Genomic DNA, 23,285 nt, shown 5'->3' with positions numbered 1-23,285 from the left:
CCTGCCAACACCTTGTATTTGCACGGATCGAAACATTGGCCGCGTGCGTTTCGACGCACGGCAAGCCATGCGCGAACCCCAAGGAATTCAGCGCATTAGCACGTCGTGAAAAATCGTCATGCGACGAGAGATTTTTGCCAGTTGGCCTGTAAGCCGGGTTCTGTATGGCTCCGGCTTTCGCCGGAACGTGGCAGCCATTCATCTGGGACCGGACTTGCGCCCGGCCTCTTGCAACCCACCCGGATGACCGGCCCGGAAACAGGCTGAAGCGCTTGCGCGCTTCGCGTCATCCCTATTCGGTTTTGCTCCCGGTGGGGTTTACCTTGCCGTCCATGTCGCCATGGCCGCGGTGGGCTCTTACCCCACCCTTTCACCCTTACCTTCCGAGGAAGGCGGTTTGCTTTCTGTGGCACTTTCCCTGGGGTCGCCCCCGCCGGACGTTATCCGGCACCGTGTTTCCGTGGAGCCCGGACTTTCCTCCCCCTGCGGCCTTTCGGCACTTGCAAGGCGCGGCTGCCCGGCCAACTGGCAGGCGCTGACTAACCGATACCGAAGGGAAAGGCCAGTGGCTTAGCGGAAATGAACCGCAAAATCCGTCTTGTAGTCCGGCTCGTCCATCTTTCCGCGAATCACCAGGTCCGCACCGATGCGGCCAATCTCGTCGGAACTCTTCGCCGCCGCACCGTTGCCACCGGTCAGGAGCGCAATGCGGTCCCCCTCCACGAAACCGGCATAGGGATAGCCGTGCACCGTATAGGTCGTGACGCAGGGCACCGAGACAAGACGGACCGGATCGAGATCGGGGATCGACCGTGCAAGCAGGCGCTTCAGATGCACGATCGCCTCCGGACGCCCCTCCCCGCGGAACCAGTCGCGAATCGCCTGCTCGTCCTCGATCTCGACCTCGGTCGGATCACCGCCGATCTTGAGATAGGAATGGCCGTCCGGATAGACGATCGGCGGCAGGAAGTAGAAATGGTCGCTCGGATCGGCGCTTTCGTCGATCCAGGACGGCATGGTGCGATAGGCCTCGGCCTGTCCCGGCGAAAGCTGCGCCAGCACGACCGTGCGGGCCTTGATGACGAGCGCCGGCACCTTCGGCAAAAGCCCCGGGGCGCGGGAAAAGCCGCCCGTCGCCACCAGCACGCGCCCGCCGGTGACCGTGCCGCCAGACTTCAGCGCCACCGAAGCACGCTCGCCGGCATCCGTCACGGACAAGGCATCGTCGAGGATGGAAACGCCGCCGGCCTTTTCAAGGCAGGCAACCTGCGCGGCGACAAGCTTGCGCGGATCGACATAGCCGGCTCCCTTCACCTCGAAGACGCCGGCCGAACTTTCCGGCAGGTCGAACCAGGGAAACCGCGCCCGCAGTGCCGCCCGGTCGAGCAGCGGCGCTTCCAGCGCATAGCGCTTCGCCACCGCCTCCACGGCATTGAGGAAACCGCCACCGGCGGGACCGCTGATGAGGCAACCCGTCTCGCCGTAAAACTCTATGCCGCTCTCGGCCTCAATGGCGCGGTAGCGGGCGATCGACCGCTTGGCGAGCAGGGCCCAGTCCGGATCCTGGTCGATCGTGCGGGTAATGCGGCCGCTGTCGTAGTGACTGGCGAAGACGCCGTCGTGCTTTTGCCAGTCGGCAGGCTCTCCCCGCCCGACGAGCGCCACGGAAGCGCCCGTTGCGGCAAGGTGGCGCGCGGCCGCCGCCCCCATCATGCCCCTGCCCACGACGACGAAATCGAAATGCCGATCCATGCCCTACCCTCGCTTTTCACCGATGGCATAGCATGGCCGCGGGCCGATTCCAGCCCGCGAAACGTCGCGGCGATCAGTCGATGATGCTCTGCACCTTGCCGCAATAGCGCTTGGAGACCGGGTTCATGCGCTTGGCGCCATGGCCGGCATTGTAGCGCAGGATCGTGCCGCAGGTCGTGCCGCCGGAAAGGTCGTGCGCCATGGCAAGGTACTTCATGCCGAACTTGATGTTGGTCTCGGGATCGTAGAGACCCTTGGCGCCGCCGCGATAGCCCATCATGCGGGCCGTCGCCGGCTTGATCTGCATCAGCCCGATTTCACCGGCACCGCCGCGAGCCCGCGGGTTGAAGTTGCTCTCGACGCGCACCACCGCATGGGCGAGGTCGACAGGCACGCCGTAGGCCTTGGCGTAGGTCTGGATCAAGCCGGAATAGCTGGCCGTCTTGAGATCCGCGCTCAGCGGGTTTTCCGCCTTAGGATAGCCGGTCGTGCTCTTGTAGGTCTTCAGCTTGCCGACGACCACGCCGTCCTTGTCGATGACGGTCTTGCGCTTGTTGCTGCGCTTGCTGGAAACCTTGCGCGGCTTTTCCTTGCCGGCGGCCTCCTGTTTTTCGGAAGTCTGGAACAGATACTGTTTCTTGGCCGGGCCCCGGGAGGGTTCGGCATATGCCGTGGCGGCGGAAAAAACGGACACACAAAAGCAGGCCGCGCTGAAGGCAGCAAGAAGTCTTCTCATCTAGTCATCGTCTCCAAAAGGCGCAAAGGCACTGCCTTGGCCGGCGGCATTTCAAGCCGCGCAGCCCGCGCAAACGTCTCGATCCTCATTGATCGCGATCAGGCCCTGACCGCATGCTGCGCTGCAATGAACGCAAGCGGAAAGAACATCCCCAATCGGGTCAGGATGTGGCGAAACGGTAAACTTCTGTTACGGCCTGTAATATTCGAATATTCGGATGGGCTGTCAGGCAGCCAGTCGCGGCAGCGCGGAAAGCAGTCGGTGCAGCGTGTCGATGGTCGAAAAATCGGCGATGCCATCAACCCGCTCAGGCCGGAAATGGCGCTGGAAAGCAGCTACGGCGCCCTCCATTTTTTCCGAATAAACACCATCGATTTCAGTACCATAGCCGTAGAGTGACAGCATGGTCTGCAGGGCTTCGACGGGCTGGCCCGCATCCCCTTTCTGGAAGAAGCGTCCGCCGGCGATCGGCGACGGTGCCACCCAGTGCCCGACCCCCCCGGCGTGAAGGCGTTCCCAGGGGAACTTTTCACCCGGATCGACCTTGCGAACGGGGGCAACATCGGAGTGCGCGAGCACCCGTTCCGGGGCGATTTGCCATCTCTTGCCACAATCCCGACACAGTTCGACGACCGCTGCGACCTGAGCATCCGGAAAATCCGGCAGCCCGCCGGGGTGTCCGGCATTGGCGATCTCGATGCCGATGGAGGCCGAATTGATGTCGGTCTCGCCCTTCCAGAAGCTCTTTCCCGCGTGCCAGGCACGATCCGCCTCGCGCACGAGCTGCTCGACGCGCCCGTCCTCATGCACGAAGTAGTGACAGGAGACCTGGCTTTCCGGTGCGCAGAGCCATTTCAGCGCGCCGTCGGCCGTTTCCATGCCGGTATAATGCAGGAGGATGATGTCAGGCGTGCGCCCGCCCGCCCGCTCGCCGAAATTCGGCGACGGCGCAGCGGTCGCGCCGGCATAGTCACAGATGAATGCGCTCATGCAGCGCAGCGTTCCTTCTCGATCGCCTCATAGGCAGCGTTGAGCGCGGCCATGCGGTCGTTCGCAATCTGATGGAACTCGGCCGGCACGCCACGCGCCACCAGCCTATCAGGATGATTCTCCGAGGCAAGCACCCGGTACCGCTTGCGGATTTCCGCAAAATCGTCGCTCGGCTTGACGCCCAGCACCTTGTAGGGGTCACGGCCGCTGACATGCACATGCCGCGCCGTGATCTGCTCGAAGCGCTCGTCCGCCATGCCGAAGATTTCGGCGACCCGGCCGAGGAAGGCCATTTCATTCTCGTGAATCAGCCCGTCGGCCTTGGCAATATGGAACAGGCCGTCGACGATGTCCTCGAGGATCGGGCAGTTCTTTTCGCAGGAGACGCAGAGCGCCTTCATCTTCTCCGCATAGGCCTCGTAGCCGGCGACGTCCTGGCGCGCGAGGTTGTAGAGCCGGGCGACGTTGGCCGCCTGATTGTCGGGGTATTTGAAGATGTCCTTGAAGGCGTCGACCTCGGCGGTCGTCACGATACCGTCCGCCTTCGCCATCTTGGCCGAAAGCGCGATCATCGCCACCGAGAAGGCGACCTGCCTGCGGGTTTCCGGATCGCCTTCGAACAGCGTGCGCACGGCCTCGACCACGCCGGACAGCACGTTGCTGGCGGCATCCGAGACCATGCCGACGAGGCGATCCCATACGGCACTGATGAAGCAACTGGGCGAATTCTGGAACATAAGGTGATCTTGAGCAGACAATTGCAGGGAAAGCAAGGCGCGAAATGTCTGAATGACAAAATTTTGATGGCCCTCATCAAGTGGCGGCATGCAAAATCCCCGTTGCAGGATTTCCGCCTGTGGAGCACGAGAGTCAATCCGTCATGGAGTGCGGATAAGTTCGCCGCGCCGTTCCCCTCTCGGGGATTCTGCGCTAGAGCAACTGCACCATCGAGACGGGCTGACGCCGAGGAGGAAACATGGCCAAGCAGAAAGTCGCAATGCTGACCGCGGGCGGGCTCGCACCCTGTCTGTCGTCCGCTGTCGGAGGCCTCATCGAACGCTACAGCGACATCGCGCCCGACATCGAGCTCGTCGCCTATCGCTCGGGTTACCAGGGCCTGCTGCTGGCCGACCGCATCGAAATCACCAAGGACATGCGCGAAAAGGCGCCCCTCCTCCATCGTTATGGTGGTTCGCCGATCGGCAACAGCCGCGTCAAGCTGACGAACGCTGCCGACTGCGTGAAGCGCGGCCTCGTCAAGGAAGGCGAGAACCCGCTGCGCGTGGCGGCCGAACGCCTCGCCAAGGACGGCATCACCATTCTGCACACGATCGGCGGCGACGACACCAACACGACGGCCGCCGACCTTGCCGCCTATCTGGGCGCCAACGGCTACAACCTCACCGTCGTCGGCCTTCCGAAGACGGTCGACAACGACGTCGTGCCGATCCGCCAGTCGCTCGGCGCCTGGACGGCCGCGGAAGTCGGCGCCGGCTTCTTCGACCACGTCAGCAACGAGCAGAGCGCCGCGCCGAAGACGCTCGTCGTGCATGAAGTGATGGGCCGCCATTGCGGCTGGCTCACCGCCGCGACGGCCCGCGCCTATATCCAGAAGACCAACGGCAACGAGTATGTCGACGGCTTCATGATGAACAAGCAGCTGAAGAACATCGACGGCCTCTACCTGCCGGAGCTGGCCTTCAACCTCGAAGCCGAGGCCGAACGCCTCAGGGGCATCATGGACCGCGCCGGCTTCGTCACGCTCTTCGTTTCGGAAGGCGCCTGCCTCGACGCGATCGTGGCGGAGCGGGAAGCCGCCGGCGAAACCGTCAAGCGCGATGCCTTCGGCCATGTGAAGATCGACACGATCAATGTCGGCAACTGGTTCTCCAAACAGTTCGCCGCCCTGCTCGGCGCCGAACGCGCCATGGTGCAGAAGTCGGGGTACTATGCCCGCTCCGCCCCGGCGAACGGCGACGACCTCCGCCTCATCCAGAGCATGACCGACCTTGCCGTCGAAAGCGCGCTCAACAAGGTTTCGGGCGTTACCGGCCATGACGAAGGCCAGGGCGGCAAGCTGCGCACCATCGAGTTCCCACGCATCAAGGGCGGCAAGCACTTCGACACCTCGGCAAAATGGTTCGGCGACGTGATGAACGTCATCGGCCAGAAGTGGAAGCCGGCGGCCTGACGCCTGCCCGCGCAAAAACGCCGCTTGACGGCGAAAACTTGTGATGGCTTGCTCCCCGGATTGCACTCGATCCGGGGAGTTTTCATGTCTTTCGAACACTGGCTTGCCTTCGCCGCCGCCTCCGCCATCATGCTGGCCATTCCAGGCCCGACGATCCTCCTCGTGATTTCCTATGCGCTCGGCCATGGACGGCGCACGGCGGGCGCCACGGTCGCCGGCGTCGCGCTCGGCGATTTCACCGCCATGACCGCCTCGATGCTCGGCCTCGGCGCCCTCCTCGCCACATCGGCGGCCGTCTTTACCGTCCTCAAGTGGGTCGGTGCCGCCTATCTGATCTGGCTCGGCATCAAGCTGTGGCGTGCGCCCGTCTCCAGCGGGGTCGAGGGTGAGGCACCGGCGGAAGAAAAACCCTTCCGCATCTTCGCGCATGCCTATGTGGTGACCGCGCTGAACCCGAAGAGCATCGTCTTCTTCGTCGCCTTCCTGCCGCAGTTCCTCGACCTCACGCAGCCCGTCCTGCCGCAGATGGTGATCTTCGAAATCACCTTCCTCGTGCTCGCGACGCTCAACGCCTTTTCCTATGCCCTGCTCGCCTCCGCCGCGCGCAAAACCATCCGCAAACCCTCGGTTCAGAAGGTCGTCAACCGCACCGGCGGCACCTTGCTGATCGGCGCCGGGTTGCTGACGGCAGGGCTCAAGCGGGCAGGCACCTGAGGCCTCGGTAAGCCTACGGGTTGCCGCTTGCCGCCCGATCGGCTATGGACGGGGCACGGCCACGGCCGATTGATTTGCAAAGACGGGGGCGTTTCGGCGCCCGCGCACCCCCGCAAACCGAGAGCGACGACCATGGCTGATACACCCGTTTCCCGTCCGGCACGCATTGCCACGCTTGCCTGCGCCGGCCTTCTCGTGACGCTCGCCGGCTGCGCCAGCGTCGCCGACGATGCGACCTCGGCCAGGACCGTGACGCCGGCATCCGCGGGAACCACGGATATCGCCGCTGCCGCCGGGACGACGACGGAAGTCTCCTACGCCGCTCTGCCCGCCGCCAAACCCGGTACGGAAAACACGCCCGAAGCCCTGCCGACGCCGATCGCCGTTGCGGGCGGCACGTCGGGCATTGCCGTTCCGGTTTCGGCTCTTGCCGAGGCCAAGCCAGTGACCGGCGCCGCAGCCGCCACCGCCGCGCTTGCCGGCAACGACGTTGCGGGCGTAGCCACCACGACGAAGCAGGGTTATGACACGGTCATCGGCGTTTCCGTCATGGAGCCGGGCTTTGACAGTGGCGAGCCGGAAGGTCTCGAACAGCTCGTCGCCAGCCGCAAGATCGTGCCGATGGCGAAACCTGCTTTGGTGAGCAACGCCGTTCTGACGACGCAGACCCGTCTTGTCGTTCAGCAGTCCGAGCAGCCCTTCAAGAAGTCGGGCACGCCGATCGATGCGATCATCACCAAGTATGCCGCGATCTACGGCATCCCGGAATCCCTGCTGCATCGCGTCGTCAAGCGCGAAAGCACCTACAATCCCAGGGCCTACAATCGCGGCCACTACGGCCTGATGCAGATCAAGTATGCGACCGCGAAGAGCATGGGTTATGAAGGCCCGGCCGAAGGCCTGTTCGACGCCGAGACGAACATCAAATACGCCGGCAAGTATCTGCGCGGGGCCTGGATGGTCGCCGACGACAAGAACGACGGCGCGGTGCGCCTTTATGCCGCCGGCTATTACTATCACGCCAAGCGCAAGGGTCTGCTCGACGAGACCGGCCTGAGATAAGCCGGCCTCGCGGCAAAGGACGTCAGCGCGCCGGCTTCAGCCAGAACGTCATCGGCTTTTCCGTTTCCACCGCCTCGCCGATATCCTGCCAGGCAAGCATCGTGGTGAGCGCTGCACGGCGCTGGTAACCGCGTTTTCCCCAGAATTCATCGAGCGGCATGTAGTCCGCCGGCCGCAGCGGGTGCTCCTTCGGGCGATCGACGGCGCAGAAGGCGCACCAGTCGAAACGGCCGAGGTGGCGGGCATAGGCTTCGCGCTCCTCGAAGAAGCGCACGCCAAGGCCCCTGCCCCGATAGGTCGGCAGCAGCACGGATTCGCCGAAATAGAAGACCTTTTGGGGATCCATGCCTGCCGCGACGAACGGCGTCCGGAAAACCTCCGAGGCATCCGCCATCGGCACACCCGTCGAGGCCCCGACGATGCGCTCGCCATCGAGCGCCAGCGCGAAAAAACTCTCCGGTGACTGCGCATAGGTCGCGAGATAGGAGACTTCATAGTCCTCGCTGCCCTCGTAAAGATAGGGAAAGGCGCGAAAGACCTCGATGCGCAGGCGTGCAAGGTCGGCGATGTAAGGCGTCACGGCGGTGCCATGGACAATCTTGATCTGCATGATCCGTGAATGTTCCCAACGATTTGAACAATGCTATAAGGCGGACGGGCTTTGCCCGAAAGCATTTCCAGCAAAAGTGCGGAGCAGTTTTGCGTCCGGAAATGCGAGAGGAAAAAGAGATAGAGCGTTTTCGCGATTCGAAGAAAAGCGGAACCGATCTAGAGCAACGATATGAGGGATGACATGCCAGCAAAAGAGACGATCCGCGCCTATTACGATGCTTTCAACAGGCAGGACATGGAGGCCTTCTTCGACCTCCTGCACGAGGACGTCATCCACGACATCAACCAGGGCGGCCGCCAGGTCGGCAAGCAGGTCTTCCGCGACTTCATGGCGCATATGAACCGCAGCTACCGCGAGACGCTGACGGACATCGTCATCATGTCCAACGACGACGGCACGCGCGGCGCTGCCGAATTCACCGTCAACGGCCAGTACCTCGCCACCGACGAGGGCCTGCCGAAAGCCAACGGTCAGACCTATGTGCTGCCGGCCGGCGCGTTCTTCGAGATTCGCGAGGGCAAGGTCGCGCGCATCTCCAACACCTACAATCTCAACGACTGGATTGCTCAGGTCGGCGCCTGATCGGTCTGAAGGTCGGGTGCGTCCAGGATATCGAGAACGCTCTTCACCAGCGGCTGGGGCCGATAGCCGAGTTTCGACGGCGTCAGCCCCAGCCGGATTACCGCAAGCCTCTTCGCGGGAATGATGGCGGCCGACTGGCCGTCATGGCCGAGGATCCAGAACGTCTCGTCCGGCAGGCCGTAACCGGCATCGCTCTTGTCGCCCGGGCCCTTCGCCCAGGTCTGCATATGACTGTAGGCGCCGCCGGACGCTTTCGTCGGCATCGCCATGGCCCCGACGAACCCGGCAGGCAGCAACCGGTCGCCCTTCCACACCCCGTCGTCGAGCAGGAAGAGCGTGAAGCGCGCCCAGTCACGCGCCGTCGCATACATATAGGAAGAGCCGACGAAAATACCGGTCTCGTCCGGCTCCATCACCGCGCTTGCCATGCCGAGCGGCGCAAACAGCGCCCGCACCGGGAAGGAGAGCGCCTGGCTGCGCCCGTTGAGCGCGCCCATCCAGATGCGCGAGAGAAGCACCGCCGTGCCGCTCGAATAGGTGAAGCGCTCGCCCGGATTGGCCTCGAGCGGCAGCGACAGCACGAAGCGCGACATATCCGGCTCGAGGAACAGCATGCGCGTGACATCCGCCACGCTGCCATAGCTCTCGTTGAAGGCAAGCCCGCTCTCCATGGCCAGAAGCTGCGCGAGCGTGATCTTCGAGCGCGTATCGCCGCGCCATTCCGGGAAGAGGTTGTTCATGTCCGGCGTCAGGACGCCGGCCTGCATCAGCCGGCCGATCAGCGCCGCATTGACCGTCTTGGTCATCGACCAGCCGAGCAGCGGCACCGTCTTCGAAAAACCGTCCGCATAGGCTTCCGCGACGATGCGCCCGTCATGCACGACGACGATCGCCCGCATGCCAGGACCGGCAAGCTTGGGGTCGGCAAGCAGGGCCGCGACGCGCGCATCCTCCGTCACCGCCTCGCCATCGGGCCAGGCGACGGCCGGGTCCATGGGCGGGACCTTCGGCAGGGCGACATCGGAGATCGCCTGCCGCGCCGCCTCGAAATCGCCGTCCGGCACGCCGGTACAGCCGAACCCCTCGTGCCAGACGGCATACCCCGGAGCAAAGAGGCCGAGCAGGCGTGTCGTCACCGTCTTTCCGGCAAGATCGACATCCTGCTGCATCAGTTTGAGGAGCGGATGGCCGGGGGCCTGCACGTCCTCGGCGAGTACCTCATCCGGATCTCGGCCGGAGATGAAGGCGCTGGAGCAGACGATCTTGGCGGCATAGCCGGAGCCGACGCTGAGCAGAGCAGGCGGCGATACGATGAGCCAGCTCGCCCCCACCAGCACGACGGCGGCGAGAAGGGAAAGCGTCCAGGCGGCAAGCCTGTAGAATCGTCTCATACCGGCCTCTCCTTCCAGGTGCGAGACAATCAGGATTTGCCTGTCATGAAAAGGCATTTCGCATTCATGCGGAAAGCCGGTCTTCGGTTTGCGCAAGGAAGCGCATCACATCCGGCGCGCCCACCGGCCCGGAGATCAGGTAGCCCTGCGCCTCGGAGGCGCCGCGCTGGCGGATGAAGTCCAGCTGCCCCTCGGATTCGATACCCTCCACCGTCGTCGTCACCTGGAATGTGCGACCGAGCTTCAGGATGATGTCGACCAGGTCGGCGTCCCGCTTGCTTTCCATCATGGCCCGCGCAAAGGAGCGGTCGATCTTCAACTGGTCGATCGGGAAGGCACGCAGGTTGTTGATCGAGGAAAAGCCGATACCGAAATCGTCGAGCGCCACCCGCACCCCGTGGCTGCGCAGCTCCGACAGGCTTTCCCGGATCACCGTCTCGTCGACGGAGAAGGCGGATTCCGTCACTTCGATCGTCAGGCGCCCCGGGGCGAGCCCGGTCTCCGCGAGGCACTGCTTGACGTAGCCGACGAAAGCGCGGTCCTTGAACTGATCGCCGACGACATTGATGGCGACACCCGCCGGCGCCGGCCAGGTCGCCGCCTCGCGGCAGGCCTCGCGCACCACCCAGTTGCCGAGCGGCAGGATGAGCCCCGTCTTTTCCGCCGCCGGAATGAAGACGTCAGGCATGATCCGTCCCTTTTCGGGATGCCGCCAGCGCAGCAGCGCCTCGAAGGCGCGCACCGTGCGGCTCTCCACGCCGACGATCGGCTGGTATTCGAGGAAGAATTCGTCGGCGCGGATCGCCCGCGCAAGATCGTGCTCGATGGCCGAACGCGCCTGCACATCCGCAGCCAGCGCCGCGTCGAAGAAGCGGAAACCGCTGCCAGGCATCGTCTTCGCCTCGTAGAGCGCGAGGTCGGCACGCTTCAAGAGTTCGGACATGGACGTGTCGTCCGCATCCATGAAGGTGACCCCGATGCTGCAGCCGCTCGTCACCCGGTTACGCTTTATATCGAAGGGTTCGGCGAAAAGATCGCAGATCGTGCGGCAGACATCCTCGATCTTGCCTATGGAGGGTCGCCCCGCGATCGTGACCACGAACTCATCGCCGCCGAGCCGATAGACGCCCGTCGTCGCGCAGAGCGCACGTCGCAACCGCCCGGCAATGGCCGCAAGCAGCGCATCGCCCGCATCATGACCAAAGCTGTCGTTGACGAACTTGAAGCGGTCAAGATCGAGCAGCAGGAGCGCCGGCCGGTCCGCCTCCTCGCTCTTCTCGACGATCGCCTGAATATCACGCTCGAGGCAGAACCGGTTGGCCAGTCCCGTCAGCCGGTCGTGATAGGCGTCATGCGTCAGGCGCTGCTCCGTCTGCCGGCGCTGGCTGAGCTCGGCGATCAGCAGCGCCTTGGAGCGGCCTATCTGGTAGAAGCCGACGCCGAAGAAGACGGGCATGAGCGCGAGCGCCGTGGCGGTCGGTGCGGAAAAACCGAAGAGACTGGCCTGCGTATTGTCGCGCAGCAGCTGGTCGGCGGCAAGGCAGAGGGTCGGAAGGAAGGCTCCGAAAATCGACCCCGTCAACGCATAGCGCTGCTCGATCCTCGGCAACAAGGTTTTCAACATCATGTAACCCTAAACCGTTGTTATCATGACAACAGGGTGCTTCGAGCCGATACCGGCCCCACGGATGTTTCTAGCGAACAAAGAATGACAGAGTGTTAAGGGAGGGTTGGCATCCGCCCCCAAGATTCAAGGGGTCCTCTTTTTTCGGAACCATCGCCCCCGTCAGGCGTTGCGGCTCTTGTTGTCATTCGTGCGTGGGGCTTCGTGCGAGTATCCGAGTGGGAAGGACCATCAGATGAAATCCACGATCTTCGGTGCCGCTGGCATCTTCCTCGCCGCCGGCGCGCTCCCGGCCTTCGCAGCCGACATGACCATTGCCGAGCCGCCGGTGGAAACGCCCATCGTCGAAACGGCAGCCGGCGTCTACGACTGGGGCGGCTTCTATGTCGGCGTGAACGCCGGTTATGCCTGGACCAATGCCAATTCCGGCGGCCCGGCACCCGCCATAGACGAGGGCCTGGACGATTTTGCCCTCGGCGCCTATGCCGGCTACAATTTCTTCAATAACGGCTGGGTCTACGGCGTGGAAGCCGACGTCAAGCACGACTTCAACAATGAGCGCTTCTCCTCGGGCGGCACGCGCTACGAGGCGGAGACGAACTGGGGCGGCTCGGTGCGCGCCCGTCTCGGCTACGCCTTCGACCGCACGCTGATCTACGGTACGGGCGGCTGGGCCTTCACCCGGGCGGAGCTTGAAAACCGCGATACGGGCGTGAAGGAGAAGGACACCGCCCATGGCTGGACGATCGGCGCGGGTGTCGAGCAGGCCTTTACGGATACGGTGGCCGGCCGTGTCGAATATCGCTACACCGACTACGGAAGCTCCGACATCTTCGATGCCGCCGGCCGGAGCGGCGACCTCGATTCGCATTCGATCATGCTCGGCGTGAGCATGAAGTTCTGACGGAGCCGACCATCAAACCCCTCCCCGCGTCGAGCGGTGAGGGGCTTTGGCGCACCCGGCCGGCTTAACACGGCGCTAACCATAATTTTACGGAAATATGCGAGTGGTCTTCGACCCGTCTCGCGCGTCCGCCCTTTACGACCCGCCCCGTTCGAGGCAGGATTGGGAAACGCGCAACAACGGGACCTCCATGCGTCGGCTCATTCTGGCTTTGCTGCCCCTCGCCCTTCTCGCCTCGTCCTGTTCCACCACCGACTACGATTTCGCGTTGACTGCCTCCGTGCCGCCGCGCTTCGACGACAAGGACCCGCAGGATTTTGGTGCACGCAATCCGCACCGCCACGAGGTCCACGGCATCGACGTCTCCAAGTGGAACGGCGACATCGACTGGCAGGCCGTGAAGAAAGGGGGCGTCTCCTTCGCCTTCCTGAAGGCGACCGAAGGGACGGACCGCCTCGACAGCCGCTTTGCCGAATACTGGCGCGGCGCCCGCGCTGCCGGCGTCGCCCATGCGCCCTACCATTTCTACTATTTCTGCTCGACGGCGGATGCACAGGCCGACTGGTTCATCGCCAACGTGCCGAAGGAGGCCGTTCTGCTGCCGCCCGTGCTGGACGCCGAATGGAACCCCGCCTCCCCGACCTGCAAGACCCGCCCGCCGGCGGACGAGGTGCGCACGGCCCTGCAGCGCTTCATGGACCGCCTCGAAAAGCACTACGGCAAGCGGCCGATCATCTACACGACGGTCGATTTCCACCGGGACAATCTCGTCGGCCATTTCGCGGGCTATCCCTTCTGGCTGCGCGCGGTGGCGGAACACCCGGAAAACATCTATCCGGCGCGCAAATGGGCCTTCTGGCAATACACCTCGACGGGCGTCGTGCCGGGCATATCGGGCGATACGGACATCAACGTCTTCGCCGGTTCGGCGAAGAACTGGAACAGCTGGGTCAAGACGGTTTCCCGCTGACCACCGGATAGGTTGCAGGCGGCCTCGCATCCCCGAGAGGAGAGGCAAAGGTCGCCCGAAAGGCACAATCGCGTGAAAAGGGTGGCAGCAGGTCGCGGTGGCCTTTTTCTTCTTGCTTCCGTCACATTCATCTGAGACAGCCGGGCCAGCAACGGACCAAGGAGCATTCAAGATGCGGCTAAACCTGAAGACGAAACTTGGCGTGGGCCTGACGGCCTTTCTTCTCGCCGGCAGCGCCTACGCCCAGTCGACGGCAGCCTGCGGCGGCGATTTCAATGCCTTTCTTCAAGGCGTGAAGGCCGAGGCCCTGACGCGCGGCGTTTCCGCCGAAGTTGCCGACCGGGCGCTTGCCGGCGCCGCCATCGACCAGAAGGTGCTGTCGCGAGACCGCGCCCAGGGTGTCTTCCGCCAGACCTTTCTCGAATTCTCCAAGCGCACGGTCAGCCAGTCGCGCCTCGATATCGGCCGCAAGAAGCTGAAGGACCTCGCCCCGGTCTTCCAGCGCGCGGAACAGGAATTCGGCGTACCGGGCCCGATCATCGCCGCCTTCTGGGCGATGGAAACCGATTTCGGCGCCGTGCAGGGCGATTTCAACACCCGCAACGCGCTTGTGACGCTTTCGCATGATTGCCGCCGGCCGGAACTCTTCCGCCCGCAGCTTCTCGCCGCCATCGAGATGGTCGGCCACGGCGACCTCGACCCCAACGGCACGACCGGTGCCTGGGCCGGCGAAGTCGGTCAGGTGCAGATGCTGCCGAAGGACATCATCGAATTCGGTATCGATGGCGACGGCGACAACCATGTCAACGTCAAGCAGTCCTCGCCGGATGCCATCCTGACCGCCGCCAAGTTCATCCAGCATCTCGGCTTCGTGAAGGGCCAGCCCTGGATCCAGGAAGTCTCGGTGCCCGATATGCTGCCCTTCGAGAAGACCGGCCTGCAGCCGGGCATGAAGGCCGCCGACTGGTTCGCCCTCGGGGTCACGCCGCGCGACGGCGACACCTCCTTCGGCAATCTGCAAGCCTCGCTGGTGCTGCCGCAGGGCCGCAAGGGTCCGGCCTTCATCACCTATCCGAACTTCAACATTTACCTCGAGTGGAACCAGTCGTTCATCTACACGACCTCGGCCGCGTACTTCGCGACCCGCCTTGCCGGCGCCCCGCCCTATGAGCGCGGCACGCCGGAGGAAGGCCTTTCCGAAGACACCATGAAGCAGCTGCAGACCAAGCTGCAGGGCCTTGGCCACGACGTCGGCAAGATCGACGGCATCCTCGGCTCTGGCACGCGCGCAGCGATCCAGAAGGAGCAGCTGCGCCTCGGCCTGCCCGCCGACGGCTGGGCGACCCAGTCCCTGCTCTCCGCCCTCTGACGGAAATCGGGTGGCACCGCATAAACGCGGTGCTATAGGCACGAAGAGACCAAGAGCGGCAGCCCCGGTCGGAACCGGGCTGCCGCTCGGCCTTTTTGCCTCGCCGTTTTCGCGCTACACCAGCGGACGGCAGGATGCCCGGGAGAACGTGCAATGGAACAGCAGGCAGCAACGCGCATGAGCGCACAGACCTGGGGCCTGCTCGCGCTCCTCGGCATGATCTGGGGCGGCTCGTTCTTCTTCGCCCGCGTCGCCGTCGTCCATGTGCCGCCGGCAACGCTCGTGCTGCTGCGCGTCGGCATCGCCGCCCTCGCGCTGCACATCTACATTGCCGGCCGCTTCGACGTCTATGCGACGCTTCGAGCCCGCTGGCGCGAATTCCTGCTGCTCGGCCTCATCAACAACGCCGTGCCGCACATGCTGATCTTCCTCGGCCAGACGCAGATCGGCGCGGGGCTCGCCTCCATTCTCAACGCGACGACGCCGATCTTCACCGTGCTCATCGCCAACCAGTTCACGCTGGACGAGAAGCTCTCCTCGGAAAAGATCGCCGGCTGCCTGATCGGGCTGGTCGGAACCGCCGTGCTGATCGGCCCGCGGGCGCTCGCCCCCTTCACCGGCGACAGCGGCCCGCCGCTCTGGGCGGTCATCCTGCCGGTGCTCGCCGCCGTCTCCTACGGTTTCGCCGCGACCTATGGCAAACGCTTCCGCGGCACTTCTCCGCCGGTCATCGCCGCTGGCCAGCTCACCGCATCGACGCTGCTGATGCTGCCCGTTTCCTTTGCCCTCGACACGCCCTGGCAGCTCCCCCAGCCCCCGCTCTCGGCCATCCTCGCCGTGCTGGCACTGGCGCTCATCTCGACGGCCTACGGCTACATCCTGTTCTTCCGAATCATGGCGGCAGCCGGTGCCACCAACACCTCGCTCGTCACGCTGCTCGTGCCGCCGAGCGCCATCCTCGCCGGCATGCTCTTCCTCGGTGAAACACTGACGCCGCTCGGCATGCTCGGCATGGCGCTCGTCCTCTTCGGCCTCGTGGTGCTCGACGGGCGCGTTTTCGCCCGCTTGCGCAGCGCCTGAAGGGTCGGGAACAAAGCGTCTTCCCGGCCGTTTCATGGCAATCCGCCGGATTGCCCGTCCGACGTGCGCCATATTGGTAAATGCACAATGCCGGCATTCGTCATCTGGTAGGGATTGTGAATTTTTTGTGGCGCCCCCAATAGAGGAGGAAATTCAGAAGGTTAACACTGTGAATAAGTATCCGGCGACAGCCGGATGTTGCAGCGCAGCAACAAAACGTCTTTCCAACACGCTTTTTTCAGTCGTAATATCGATCTGCAAACGCAAGGAGGTAGCCATGGGACTCACACATTCCTTGAATGTTCTGATGATCAGTGCAGCGTTCCTCTTCATCGCAACGATGATCTTCATCTGAGGCGATCAAAGCGCAGTCCGGGAGGCCAGGGACCAAAAACTCAAAAAACACCCTGCCGAAACGAATTCTAGAAAAATGCATGGCCCCGGAGACGGCGCCATGCATTTTCGTTTGGGGGCTGCGGTCTGGCAGCGGCGCTCAGGCCGCCGCGCCCGCCGGCTGCCGCTCGCTGCGGGCAAAGCCGGCGCGGTCGCACACGGCCGAGACCAGTGTGGCGCGGTTCATCGTGTAGAAGTGGAACTCGCCAATGCCGCGGGCGATGAGATCCTCCACCTGCCGGGCGGCAAGGTCGATCGCCACCGCGGCGCGCTCCTGCGGACGGTCGTCGACGGGTGCCAGCCGGTCGGCCAGCCAATCCGGCACGGAGGCTCCGCACAGGCCGGCGAACTTCTGCACCTGCGACAGATTGTGCACCGGCAGGATGCCCGGCACGACCGGGATCGAGATGCCAGCCTTGCGCACGCGCTCCAGGTAACGCTCGAAATCGTCGTTCTCGAAGAAGAACTGCGTGAGCGCACGTGTCGCGCCGGCGTCCACCTTGCGCTTGAGCATGTCGATGTCGGCGGCGACATCGGGGCTCTGCGGATGCTTCTCCGGATAGGCGGACACCGAGATCTCGAAATCGGCAAGGCCTCGCAGACCGGCGGTCAGCTCCGCCGCATTGGCATAACCACCCGGATACGGCTGGTAGGCCGTGCCGACGCCGCCCGGCGGGTCGCCCCGCAGCGCCACGAAGTGCTTGACGCCGACCGCCTGGAATTCGGCGACGACGGCATGCACCTCCTCCTTCGTCGCTCCGACGCAGGTCAGGTGCGAGGCGGCAGGCAGGCCCATCGCAAGAAGCTGGCGAACGGTGGCGAGCGTCGGCGCCTTGGTGGAACCGCCGGCGCCGTAGGTCACCGACATGAACCCCGGATCATAGGCCGAAAGCGCGGCGGCCGTCTCCCAGAGCTGGCCTTCGGCTTCCGCCGACTTCGGCGGAAAGAACTCGAACGACAGGCGGATGTCCTTGCGGGCTGGGCGTGCGGTCGCCTTGTTCATGTCAACTCCTCCTGCGGATGGCAATGGTGTCGGCGGCTCGTTCACGCTGGTCGCGGGCAAGCCAGATGGTGACGGTCAGCGCATCGGCGGCCGAATGCGCAGGCTTGAGGTCGACGACCTCCTCGACGACAAGCCCCGCCTTCTCCAGCCACTCGGCGAGCGTCTGGTGCGAGAAGCCGAGGCGGATATGGGCATGTTCGTCGCGCAGATGTTCGAGCGCGTGCGGGGCAAGGTCTATGATGGCGAGGCGCCCGCCGGGCGCGAGCATGCGGGCGGCCTCGGCCACCGCCGCGTCCGGCTCGTCGAGAAAGTGCAGCACCTGGTGGATCGTCACGACGTCGAACTCGTCACGCTCCAGCGGCAGGTTGAAGATGTCGCCGTGGCGGATCGAGGCCTTGGTGATGCCGGCGCGATCGAGATTGGCGCGCGCCACCGCGAGCATGTCGCGGCTGGCATCGACGCCGACGCCGCGCTTGTAGAGCCCCTCGAAGAGCTGAAGGATGCGCCCCGTGCCCGTGCCGAGATCGAGGAAACCGTCTACCGGCTCCGTGCCGATCATCTGGGCCAGCCTCGCCTCCACCTCCGCCTCGCTGACATGCAGCCGGCGCACCGCGTCCCACTCGGCCGCGTTTCGGCTGAAATAGGCCTGCGCCTTGTCGGCGCGGATCTTCTTCAGCACGCGCAGCCGCTCGTCGTCGCGGGCGAATACCGCGTCTGCCGGGTCGGCGCTCTCGAGGAGCTGACGGGCGAGCGTGACGGCAGGTCCCCCCTGGCTCAGCCGGAAGAAGGCCCAGGCACCCTCCTGGTAGCGGTCGACGAGCGCGGCCTCGGCGAGCAGCTTCAGGTGGCGCGAGATGCGCGGCTGGGACTGGCCGAGGATGTCGGTCAGGTCGGTCACGGTCAGGTCGCCGTGCGACAGCAGCGCGAGAAGGCGAAGGCGCGTCGGTTCACCCGCCGCCTTCAGGATCTCCACGATGTCGTCCAGTCCGAGTTTCTGCATGTCGCCCATGGCCCATCCAATCAAGACATAAAGATATGTTTATGTGATTAACCCGCGTCGCGCAAGGGCAAATCCGTGTCTCCGATCTTCCCATCAACACGCCAAAAGAAAAACCCCGGCAAGCCGGGGTTTCTCAAAGGGTGTGATCGCACCGTGCCTCAGCGCGTCAGGCGCTTGTAGGCCTGGCTGCCGGGGTTGAGGGCATCGGGACCGAGACGGCGGACCTTGTCCTCTTCGTAGTCCTCGAAGTTGCCTTCGAACCATTCGACATGACCGTCGCCCTCGAACGCCAGGATGTGCGTCGCGAGGCGGTCGAGGAACATGCGATCGTGGCTGATGATGATCGCGCAACCGGCAAAGCTCTCAAGCGCGCTTTCAAGCGCACCGAGCGTTTCCGTGTCGAGGTCGTTGGTCGGTTCGTCGAGCAGCAGCACGTTGCCGCCGGCCTTCAGCATCTTGGCAAGGTGCACGCGGTTGCGCTGGCCGCCCGAAAGATTGCCGACCTTCTGCTGCTGGTCGCCACCCTTGAAATTGAAGGCCCCGCAATAGGCGCGCGAATTCATCTCGAACTTGCCGAGCTTGACGACTTCGGCGCCACCCGAGATTTCCTCCCAGACGGTCTTGTTGCCGTCGAGCGCGTCGCGGCTCTGGTCGACATAGCCGAGGTGCACGGTGTCGCCGATACGGATCGAGCCGCTATCGGGCGTTTCCTGGCCGGTGATCATCTTGAACAGCGTCGACTTGCCGGCGCCGTTCGGGCCGATAATGCCGACGATGCCGCCCGGCGGCAGCTTGATCGACAGGTCGTTGATCAGCGTGCGACCGTCAAAGCCCTTCTTGATGCCTTCCAGCTCGATGACCACGTTGCCGAGACGCTCGGAGACCGGGATGATGATCTGGGCGTCGCCGGGCCGGATGTTTTCCGCCGCATCGACCAGCTGTTCGTAGGCCTTGATACGGGCCTTGGACTTCGCCTGACGCGCCTTCGGGCTGGAGGCGATCCACTCCTGTTCGCGCGACAGCGCCTTCTGGCGGCCGGCTTCCTCGCGGCTTTCCTGCTTCATGCGCTTGGCCTTGGCCTGGAGATAGGCAGAGTAGTTGCCTTCGTAGGGAATGCCGCGGCCGCGGTCGAGCTCGAGGATCCAGCCCGTCACGTTGTCGAGGAAGTAGCGATCGTGGGTGATCATCATCACGGCGCCCGGATAGTCGCGCAGGTGCTTTTCCAGCCAGGCGATGGTTTCGGCATCGAGATGGTTGGTCGGTTCGTCGAGCAGCAGGAGGTCCGGCTGCGACAGCAGCAGGCGGCAGAGCGCGATGCGGCGGCGTTCACCACCCGACAGCAGCGTGACGTCAGAATCCTTCGGCGGGCAGCGCAGCGCTTCCATCGCCATCTCGACCTGCTGTTCCAGGTCCCAGAGGTTCTGGCTGTCGATGATATCCTGGAGCTTGGCGCCCTCGTCCGCCGTCTCGTCGGAATAGTTCATCATCAGCTCGTTGTAGCGGTCGATGATGGCGGTCTTGTCGGCAACGCCGACCATGACGTTCTCGAAGGCGGTCTTGGTCGGGTCGAGATGCGGTTCCTGCTCCAGGTAACCGACGGTCGCACCGTCGGCGAGCCAGGCTTCGCCGGTATATTCCTTGTCCTGGCCGGCAATGATGCGCAGCACCGTCGACTTACCCGCGCCGTTCGGGCCGAGGATGCCGATCTTGGCATCGGGATAGAAAGACAGGTTGACGTTTTCGAGAATTTTCTTGGCGCCGTAGGCCTTGTTGAGCCCCGACATGTGGTAGATGAATTGACGTGCCATGCAAACGCGCTCCGGATCGGACAAATTTGCCCGCTATGTAGGCGAATTCTCCGCCCGCGGCAATGTAAGAAAGCCGCACTGCGCCCCACGGCGAAAACCCCGCCCCGCATCCTGTTGATACCGTCGGCAAGCGACACGGTGCCCAAATCCGACCGGTGTCTCGCCAGTCCGGGCTGAAGGATACCCCGCCCGCTCGCGCTGCCCTACCCCGCCTGCCCCGGGCCCGTCACACCCTCTGTGCACCGCGACTTCGTCGGGACGGCGGCGGCGATGCGCTCGGCCAGCGTCGGACCATCTCCGGCAAGGCCGATGGTGAGGCCGGTCACGACGGAGCCGCGCTCCGTCTTGCGGCAGCTGAGCCGCACGCGCTCGCCGGCCCCCTTGCCGAAGGCGGCGTCGAAGGCGGCCCGCACTTCGGCAAGGGTGACCGCCGCCCCCGCCTTCTGCGAAAAGAGCGCGCGCACCGGCGAGGCGTTGAGCGTATCGAGCAGGTCGAGCGAGCGGCTGTAGTAGATCTCCGGGGACACCGCGACGCAGCTGCCGCTGCGCAGCCATTGCTGGCGGTCGAGGCCGAGGCGCGCGGCGGGCATGGCCGCCATCAGGCGCTCCTTCGTGACGGAAGCGAGCACGATATCCGGCAACTCCGTCCACTTGCCCTTGCGGGCCCTTTGCTTGAGCGCCGCCTCGATGCCGCAATAGCTCTTGCGCACCTGGAACCGGCTGAGCAGCGAGAACTGCCGGGCCGCCGGCGCATTCGCGGAGAAATCCGCACAGCCGCGGCTCCTCGGCCGGGCGGCGCAGTAGCCTTTCTGCCAGCTGACGGACAGCACCTCGCGGCCCTCTCTGCTCGCCGGTACGGTCTGGGCGGCCGCGGGACTTGCGAGGAAAAGGAGGCACGCAGCAAGGAGGGAAAGGGCGGCTTTGAAAGTCAGTGCGGCATTGGTCATCATGACCGGCTCCCGAACAAGAACAAAACAAGATCATATGCAACCAAAAATCCATAAAATGCAACCATAAATCGGAAAAATCACGACATGCGGGAGAAAGCGTAAAAATACACGCCGTATCCCGTTGTCTTTCATCGGCAAATCGCGTTGACCTTGCCGAAACGGGAGGACAGACCGGTGTTTTCGCTGGCTTCGATGCTGCAAAGCCCAAGTGGAGCGAGCCTTGCACTGCGGCACGAGGCCGCCCGGGGCGAGGCGCGCGGCATCCTGCTCGTAAGCCACGGCCTCGCCGAGCACAGCGCACGCTACGCGGAATTTGCCGGACGCCTGGCGGCGGAAGGGTTTCATGTCTATGCCCACGACCATCGCGGCCACGGCTTCACCACCGCGCCGGACGCCCCGCGCGGCCAGTTCGCGCCCAAGGACGGCATCGCCCGGGTGATCGCGGACCTGCGCGCCGTGCGCGACCATGCGGCGGCGCGGCATCCGGGCCTGCCGGTCGTGCTCTTCGGCCATTCGATGGGCGGTCTGCTGGCCCTCGCCTTCGCGCAGGCGCATCCTGGCGATATCGACGCGCTCGCGGTGTGGAACTCCAATCTCGAACCGGGGTTTTCCGGACGCGTGGCGCAGGTCGTGCTGGCGGCAGAACGCATGCTGAAGGGATCCGATGTGCCGAGCGGCCTGCTGCCGCGCCTGACCTTCGGCGCCTGGGGCCGCGCCATCGCGAACCGCCGCACGGATTTCGACTGGCTGTCGCACGACCCCGCCGAGGTGGACGCCTATATCGCCGACCCGCTCTGCGGCTTCGACGTCAACGTCGCGATGTGGATCGACATCTTCGCCGTCACCTTCGCCAATGCCTCGGCGGAAGGGCTTGCGCGCCTGCCGAAGCGCCTGCCGATCCATCTCGTCGGCGGCGAGGAGGACCCGGCGACGGATTTCGGCCGCGCGGTGCACGCCTTTGCCGGGCGACTGAAAAAATCGCGGCTTGAGGACGTCACCACAACAGTCTATCGCGGCATGCGTCACGAAACGCTCAAGGAGAGCCGGTCGCTCCGCGATCCCGCCGTCGACGCCTTTGCCGGCTGGTGCCGGCGGGTGGTGGACGCACGGACCCGCGCCCGGGAACACGCATGACCACATCCGCCACCATCACGCCGCTGCGCAACGAGGTCAGCTTCGGGCTCTCCCTCATGGTGCTCTCGGTTCTCATCGCGCCGATCATCGACATTTTCGCGAAACTGGCGGTCACCGCCGTGCCGGCGACCGAAATCACCTTCGTGCGCCTGCTCTTCCAGATGACCGTTCTGGGGCCGATCTGCCTCCTGCGCGGCACGCTTCTTGATGTCACCTGGCGGAAGATGGGCCTGCATGCCGCCCGCGGCCTTCTGATGGCGATCACCATGATCACCTTCGTCACACCGCTCGCCGTCATGGAACTGGCCGACGCTATCGCCATCTTCTTCGTCGAGCCGATCATCCTGACCATCCTCGGCTCGATCTTCCTCAAGGAGACCATCGGCTGGCGGCGCTACACGGCCTGCGGCGTCGGCTTCTTCGGCTCGCTGCTGGTCATCCAGCCCAGCCTGCAGGAGGTCGGCCCCATCGCGTTGCTGCCCGTCGTGTCGGCGCTCTCGCTCGCGCTGTTCTTCCTCCTGACGCGGCTCGTCGCCCAGAAGGAGGACCCCTGGTCCATGCAGTTCTATGCAGGCCTCTGGGGCGCGCTGTTCTCCGGCCTGCTCCTCCTCGTCGGCGGCAGGCTCGGCATCGCCATGCTGACGCCGGTCGTGCCCGACATGGCGAACACAATCTACATCGCGAGCGCCGCCGTCGCCGCCACCATCGCCGGCGTGCTCGGCGTCTACGCCTATCGCTCGGCCCCCGCCTCGACGCTCGCCCCGCTGCAATATCTCGAGATCGTCTCGGCGACGATCCTCGGCTGGCTCGTGTTCGGCCACCTGCCGGACGCCGTGAAATGGCTCGGCATCGCCATCATCATCGCCTCCGGCCTCTACGTCATCTGGCGCGAGCGCAAGCTCAACAAGACGGCGACGATACCGCCCGTCTCCACGCCGATCTGACCTTGCCCGCCCGCGCGAACGGCGCGGCAGGCATCATGTCAGTCTGAGCCGTCATGATCTCCCGCCGGGCGCCGT

Annotated in this window: 22 protein-coding genes and 1 other RNA gene; 10 read left to right on the top strand and 13 right to left on the bottom strand. The window is 64.5% G+C overall.

The window, feature by feature from the left end:
* Positions 1–133: 133 nt before the first annotated feature.
* From rnpB to P9A16_RS04655, 5 genes are all read right to left on the bottom strand, one after another.
* An RNA gene (rnpB, locus tag P9A16_RS04675) (RNase P RNA component class A) lies at positions 134–529 on the bottom strand.
* A 41-nt stretch (positions 530–570) separates the two neighbouring features.
* On the bottom strand, positions 571–1,752 hold the full coding sequence (locus tag P9A16_RS04670; protein WP_023516142.1) for an NAD(P)/FAD-dependent oxidoreductase: 1,182 nt from the start codon (positions 1,750–1,752) through the stop codon (positions 571–573).
* 73 nt (positions 1,753–1,825) lie between these two features.
* Positions 1,826–2,488 (bottom strand): lytic transglycosylase domain-containing protein, encoded by a 663-nt coding sequence (locus P9A16_RS04665; RefSeq protein ID WP_023516141.1) that lies wholly within the window; start codon positions 2,486–2,488, stop codon positions 1,826–1,828.
* Positions 2,489–2,713: 225 nt separating this feature from the next.
* On the bottom strand, positions 2,714–3,478 hold the full coding sequence (locus P9A16_RS04660) for an N-acetylmuramoyl-L-alanine amidase (protein ID WP_023516140.1): 765 nt from the start codon (positions 3,476–3,478) through the stop codon (positions 2,714–2,716).
* The gene (locus P9A16_RS04655; RefSeq protein ID WP_037409464.1) at positions 3,475–4,215 is read right to left on the bottom strand and encodes a TerB family tellurite resistance protein; all 741 of its coding nucleotides are present in this window, start codon (positions 4,213–4,215) and stop codon (positions 3,475–3,477) included. The genes P9A16_RS04660 and P9A16_RS04655 overlap by 4 nt, the downstream gene beginning before the upstream one ends.
* A gap of 239 nt (positions 4,216–4,454) precedes the next feature.
* Between P9A16_RS04655 and P9A16_RS04650 the strand changes: the two genes are divergently transcribed.
* The 3 genes from P9A16_RS04650 to P9A16_RS04640 all read left to right on the top strand — a co-directional run bounded on the left by P9A16_RS04650 (position 4,455) and on the right by P9A16_RS04640 (position 7,445).
* Positions 4,455–5,669: a pyrophosphate--fructose-6-phosphate 1-phosphotransferase gene (locus P9A16_RS04650; RefSeq protein WP_023517180.1), complete on the top strand. Its 1,215-nt coding sequence runs from the start codon at positions 4,455–4,457 to the stop codon at positions 5,667–5,669.
* A gap of 84 nt (positions 5,670–5,753) precedes the next feature.
* The gene (locus tag P9A16_RS04645; protein WP_023517179.1) at positions 5,754–6,383 is read left to right on the top strand and encodes a LysE family translocator; all 630 of its coding nucleotides are present in this window, start codon (positions 5,754–5,756) and stop codon (positions 6,381–6,383) included.
* Positions 6,384–6,515: 132 nt separating this feature from the next.
* Positions 6,516–7,445 carry a lytic transglycosylase domain-containing protein gene (locus P9A16_RS04640; protein WP_023517178.1) on the top strand — a complete coding sequence of 310 codons (930 nt, stop codon included), beginning with the start codon at positions 6,516–6,518 and terminating at the stop codon, positions 7,443–7,445.
* Between the two features lie 22 nt (positions 7,446–7,467).
* Here the strand turns inward: P9A16_RS04640 and P9A16_RS04635 are convergent, their stop codons facing one another.
* Positions 7,468–8,055, bottom strand: coding sequence for a GNAT family N-acetyltransferase (locus P9A16_RS04635; protein WP_024271545.1), 588 nt, complete (start codon positions 8,053–8,055; stop codon positions 7,468–7,470).
* 183 nt (positions 8,056–8,238) lie between these two features.
* On the opposite strand from P9A16_RS04635, the gene P9A16_RS04630 reads away from it, so the two are divergent.
* The gene (locus P9A16_RS04630; protein WP_278025561.1) at positions 8,239–8,640 is read left to right on the top strand and encodes a ketosteroid isomerase-related protein; all 402 of its coding nucleotides are present in this window, start codon (positions 8,239–8,241) and stop codon (positions 8,638–8,640) included.
* Here the strand turns inward: P9A16_RS04630 and P9A16_RS04625 are convergent.
* Entirely contained in the window at positions 8,625–10,031 is a 1,407-nt protein-coding gene (locus P9A16_RS04625; RefSeq protein WP_023514321.1) for a serine hydrolase domain-containing protein, read from the bottom strand. The two genes, P9A16_RS04630 and P9A16_RS04625, sit on opposite strands and share 16 nt — an antisense overlap.
* 64 nt (positions 10,032–10,095) lie before the next feature.
* Complete coding sequence (locus tag P9A16_RS04620; protein ID WP_023514320.1) at positions 10,096–11,658, bottom strand: putative bifunctional diguanylate cyclase/phosphodiesterase; 1,563 nt, start codon at positions 11,656–11,658, stop codon at positions 10,096–10,098.
* Between the two features lie 232 nt (positions 11,659–11,890).
* On the opposite strand from P9A16_RS04620, the gene P9A16_RS04615 reads away from it, so the two are divergent.
* From P9A16_RS04615 to P9A16_RS04600, 4 genes are all read left to right on the top strand, one after another.
* Positions 11,891–12,559 (top strand): outer membrane protein, encoded by a 669-nt coding sequence (locus P9A16_RS04615; RefSeq protein WP_023514319.1) that lies wholly within the window; start codon positions 11,891–11,893, stop codon positions 12,557–12,559.
* Positions 12,560–12,749: 190 nt separating this feature from the next.
* A complete protein-coding gene (locus P9A16_RS04610) occupies positions 12,750–13,529 on the top strand; it encodes a glycoside hydrolase family 25 protein (RefSeq protein WP_037409461.1) in 780 nt (259 codons plus the stop codon).
* A gap of 172 nt (positions 13,530–13,701) precedes the next feature.
* Entirely contained in the window at positions 13,702–14,898 is a 1,197-nt protein-coding gene (locus P9A16_RS04605) for a lytic murein transglycosylase (RefSeq protein ID WP_023514317.1), read from the top strand.
* Positions 14,899–15,051: 153 nt separating this feature from the next.
* The gene (locus tag P9A16_RS04600) at positions 15,052–15,978 is read left to right on the top strand and encodes a DMT family transporter (RefSeq protein ID WP_023517043.1); all 927 of its coding nucleotides are present in this window, start codon (positions 15,052–15,054) and stop codon (positions 15,976–15,978) included.
* A 153-nt stretch (positions 15,979–16,131) separates the two neighbouring features.
* On the opposite strand, the gene P9A16_RS04595 is transcribed toward P9A16_RS04600, so the two are convergent.
* The 5 genes from P9A16_RS04595 to P9A16_RS04575 form a co-directional block, all read right to left on the bottom strand.
* On the bottom strand, positions 16,132–16,329 hold the full coding sequence (locus P9A16_RS04595; RefSeq protein WP_037409459.1) for a hypothetical protein: 198 nt from the start codon (positions 16,327–16,329) through the stop codon (positions 16,132–16,134).
* Positions 16,330–16,471: 142 nt separating this feature from the next.
* Positions 16,472–17,374 carry a methylenetetrahydrofolate reductase [NAD(P)H] gene (gene metF, locus P9A16_RS04590; protein ID WP_023517042.1) on the bottom strand — a complete coding sequence of 301 codons (903 nt, stop codon included), beginning with the start codon at positions 17,372–17,374 and terminating at the stop codon, positions 16,472–16,474.
* 1 nt (position 17,375) lies between these two features.
* Positions 17,376–18,383 (bottom strand): ArsR/SmtB family transcription factor, encoded by a 1,008-nt coding sequence (locus P9A16_RS04585; RefSeq protein ID WP_023517041.1) that lies wholly within the window; start codon positions 18,381–18,383, stop codon positions 17,376–17,378.
* Between the two features lie 149 nt (positions 18,384–18,532).
* Positions 18,533–20,182 carry an energy-dependent translational throttle protein EttA gene (ettA, locus tag P9A16_RS04580; RefSeq protein ID WP_130515303.1) on the bottom strand — a complete coding sequence of 550 codons (1,650 nt, stop codon included), beginning with the start codon at positions 20,180–20,182 and terminating at the stop codon, positions 18,533–18,535.
* 203 nt (positions 20,183–20,385) lie between these two features.
* A complete protein-coding gene (locus tag P9A16_RS04575) occupies positions 20,386–21,132 on the bottom strand; it encodes a ribonuclease (RefSeq protein WP_278025560.1) in 747 nt (248 codons plus the stop codon).
* Positions 21,133–21,306: 174 nt separating this feature from the next.
* Between P9A16_RS04575 and P9A16_RS04570 the strand changes: the two genes are divergently transcribed.
* Together P9A16_RS04570 and P9A16_RS04565 are read left to right on the top strand one after the other, a co-directional pair.
* Positions 21,307–22,266, top strand: coding sequence for an alpha/beta hydrolase (locus P9A16_RS04570; protein ID WP_023515195.1), 960 nt, complete (start codon positions 21,307–21,309; stop codon positions 22,264–22,266).
* Complete coding sequence (locus tag P9A16_RS04565) at positions 22,263–23,210, top strand: DMT family transporter (RefSeq protein WP_024271542.1); 948 nt, start codon at positions 22,263–22,265, stop codon at positions 23,208–23,210. The genes P9A16_RS04570 and P9A16_RS04565 overlap by 4 nt, the downstream gene beginning before the upstream one ends.
* Positions 23,211–23,285: the final 75 nt, after the last annotated feature.

This window comes from Shinella sp. 838 (assembly GCF_029623935.1).
GTDB lineage: Bacteria > Pseudomonadota > Alphaproteobacteria > Rhizobiales > Rhizobiaceae > Shinella.
Note: the sequence above shows the minus strand (reverse complement) of the source record. Positions and strands in the feature narration are given on the sequence as shown.

Excerpts from the sequence above, each read along its gene's own strand:
- P9A16_RS04630 (WP_278025561.1), top strand. The coding sequence starts at position 8,239 with ATGCCAGCAAAAGAGACGATCCGCGCCTATTACGATGCTTTCAACAGG.
- P9A16_RS04645 (WP_023517179.1), top strand. The coding sequence starts at position 5,754 with ATGTCTTTCGAACACTGGCTTGCCTTCGCCGCCGCCTCCGCCATCATG.
- P9A16_RS04660 (WP_023516140.1), bottom strand. The coding sequence starts at position 3,478 with ATGAGCGCATTCATCTGTGACTATGCCGGCGCGACCGCTGCGCCGTCG.
- ettA (WP_130515303.1), bottom strand. The coding sequence starts at position 20,182 with ATGGCACGTCAATTCATCTACCACATGTCGGGGCTCAACAAGGCCTAC.
- P9A16_RS04605 (WP_023514317.1), top strand. The coding sequence starts at position 13,702 with ATGCGGCTAAACCTGAAGACGAAACTTGGCGTGGGCCTGACGGCCTTT.
- P9A16_RS04585 (WP_023517041.1), bottom strand. The coding sequence starts at position 18,383 with ATGGGCGACATGCAGAAACTCGGACTGGACGACATCGTGGAGATCCTG.
- P9A16_RS04665 (WP_023516141.1), bottom strand. The coding sequence starts at position 2,488 with ATGAGAAGACTTCTTGCTGCCTTCAGCGCGGCCTGCTTTTGTGTGTCC.
- P9A16_RS04635 (WP_024271545.1), bottom strand. The coding sequence starts at position 8,055 with ATGCAGATCAAGATTGTCCATGGCACCGCCGTGACGCCTTACATCGCC.
- P9A16_RS04565 (WP_024271542.1), top strand. The coding sequence starts at position 22,263 with ATGACCACATCCGCCACCATCACGCCGCTGCGCAACGAGGTCAGCTTC.
- P9A16_RS04620 (WP_023514320.1), bottom strand. The coding sequence starts at position 11,658 with ATGATGTTGAAAACCTTGTTGCCGAGGATCGAGCAGCGCTATGCGTTG.
- P9A16_RS04600 (WP_023517043.1), top strand. The coding sequence starts at position 15,052 with ATGGAACAGCAGGCAGCAACGCGCATGAGCGCACAGACCTGGGGCCTG.
- P9A16_RS04640 (WP_023517178.1), top strand. The coding sequence starts at position 6,516 with ATGGCTGATACACCCGTTTCCCGTCCGGCACGCATTGCCACGCTTGCC.
- P9A16_RS04615 (WP_023514319.1), top strand. The coding sequence starts at position 11,891 with ATGAAATCCACGATCTTCGGTGCCGCTGGCATCTTCCTCGCCGCCGGC.
- P9A16_RS04670 (WP_023516142.1), bottom strand. The coding sequence starts at position 1,752 with ATGGATCGGCATTTCGATTTCGTCGTCGTGGGCAGGGGCATGATGGGG.
- P9A16_RS04655 (WP_037409464.1), bottom strand. The coding sequence starts at position 4,215 with ATGTTCCAGAATTCGCCCAGTTGCTTCATCAGTGCCGTATGGGATCGC.
- P9A16_RS04575 (WP_278025560.1), bottom strand. The coding sequence starts at position 21,132 with ATGATGACCAATGCCGCACTGACTTTCAAAGCCGCCCTTTCCCTCCTT.
- P9A16_RS04650 (WP_023517180.1), top strand. The coding sequence starts at position 4,455 with ATGGCCAAGCAGAAAGTCGCAATGCTGACCGCGGGCGGGCTCGCACCC.
- P9A16_RS04595 (WP_037409459.1), bottom strand. The coding sequence starts at position 16,329 with ATGAAGATCATCGTTGCGATGAAGAGGAACGCTGCACTGATCATCAGA.
- P9A16_RS04610 (WP_037409461.1), top strand. The coding sequence starts at position 12,750 with ATGCGTCGGCTCATTCTGGCTTTGCTGCCCCTCGCCCTTCTCGCCTCG.
- P9A16_RS04625 (WP_023514321.1), bottom strand. The coding sequence starts at position 10,031 with ATGAGACGATTCTACAGGCTTGCCGCCTGGACGCTTTCCCTTCTCGCC.
- metF (WP_023517042.1), bottom strand. The coding sequence starts at position 17,374 with ATGAACAAGGCGACCGCACGCCCAGCCCGCAAGGACATCCGCCTGTCG.